The following is a 1783-nucleotide window of genomic DNA, read 5'->3' on the forward strand; positions in this document are numbered from 1 at the left end:
GTATAGGCCAAATACCTAAAAGGTGACTATTAAAGTTAGCAACTATTTCCTTCATTCGCTTAAATATCAGGCAGTTTTGCATGTAATTTAGAATGATTCAACTGGGATTAATCCCATTCCACACACCCACCTTCACTAAAGTTTCGGTTTACTTAGCATTGCCCTCCCTCCTATCCGCTGTCGCGCTGCAAGCAATGAAGGACATGTCCGTCGGCTTCTGGCAGTGAGGTTAAGGTGCATAAAAACCTAAACCGCTTAGAGACGTACCTACTGGGTAGTTTTAGATTGCTTGGTGCAATACTTGGGGTTCATTCCGTAACAGGGGAACAGTATCGACTGGTAAACCTTTGTTAAAAAAAGAATGAACGTTCATTTATTTTATAGCTTTGTACTTTAATTGGATGTGATATGGCACAACTGCAAAAAAGCATAGACAAACGCAACGCCCTTGTTAAGGCCACCATTGAATTGGTCAACAATAATGGGTTCCACGCCACGCCAATAAGTAAAATCGCAAAAATGGCCAACGTTTCCCCGGCTACGATTTATCTCTATTTTGACAACAAACAAGATTTGGTGAATAAAACCTATATCGAAGTGAAAGCAGAGTACACCAAATATGCATTTGCTACCTATACCGAAACGATGTCGGTTGAAGAAGGCTTTGAAATCATTTGGAAACGTATTGCCGATTTTAAACTCAAGGAGTGCGAAAACGCTCTATTTTTGGCGCAATGCGATAACACGCCAATGATCGATGAGCCGAGTAGACAGGAAGGGATCAAACACCTACAGCCCCTACTCGACCTTTGGGCCCGAGGTAAAAAAGAAGGGATTATCAAACCCATATCAGATTACCTCTTGTATGCCTACGCGATCAATCCCTTGTCTTTTTTAATGATCGTACAAAAAAGAGGGGCATTTCAGATGGACAAAACACATATTGAAGAGGCGTATCAAGCTGCTTGGAGCAGTATTAAAATCTGAACACGAGTAGAACATTAATGTATATAATAATAAAAACTAATATTGAAGACATGGAATTATTGGATAAATTAAACTGGCGATATGCTGCAAAAGCCATGAACGGCGAAAAGGTAGCCGAAAATAAAATACAACGCATTTTAGAAGCCGCACGTTTGGCACCTACCTCGAGTGGCTTACAGCCTTTTGAGATCATTGTGATCAAAAACCAAGCCCTAAAGGAGAAAATAAAACCGGTAGCCTGGAACCAATCGGTCATTACATCATGCTCCCACCTTCTCGTTTTTGCGGCCTGGGACACCTATACGGCTGAGCGAATAAACCATATGTTCGATTTGACGAACGACATTCGCGGATTTAAAAATGAAGGTTGGGAAAATTACCGAAAGATGTTATTGGGTTCCTATCCTCAAAAGGATGCGGAAGAAAATTTTAATCACGCAGCCAAACAGGCCTATATCGCCTTTTCTCAGGCGATTGCCGCGGCTGCTTTTGAAGGTGTTGATGCCACACCCCTTGAAGGTTTTGATCCTGCCGCCGTCGACGAAATTCTTGGCCTTCGTGAAAAGGGACTGCGCAGTGCGGTTTTATTGCCCCTTGGTTATAGAAAAGAAGATGATGATTGGTTGGTGAATCTTGTAAAGGTCAGAAAACCGATGGAAGAATTAGTAACGGTTATAGACTAAAAAGCCATGATGACAAAAACCATATTGTTAAAAAACAGGCCTGTAGGAAAACCTTCGATTTCGGATTTCGAAATGGTAACGGAGGAATCAGATGTTACTTTGCATCAAGGGGA

At 41.6% G+C, this 1783-nt stretch carries 2 protein-coding genes; both read left to right on the forward strand.

All coding sequences use genetic code 11. From position 1 onward, the window contains the following. Positions 1–408: 408 nt before the first annotated feature. Positions 409–987: a TetR/AcrR family transcriptional regulator gene (locus WBM98_RS13335; protein WP_424366514.1), complete on the forward strand. Its 579-nt coding sequence runs from the start codon at positions 409–411 to the stop codon at positions 985–987. A 50-nt stretch (positions 988–1037) separates the two neighbouring features. Continuing rightward, positions 1038–1670, forward strand: a complete 633-nt coding sequence (locus WBM98_RS13340; protein ID WP_424366515.1) for a nitroreductase family protein — start codon at positions 1038–1040, stop codon at positions 1668–1670. Positions 1671–1783 lie beyond the last annotated feature (113 nt).

Source organism: Maribacter sp. (genome assembly GCF_049667165.1).
Lineage (GTDB): Bacteria > Bacteroidota > Bacteroidia > Flavobacteriales > Flavobacteriaceae > Maribacter_A.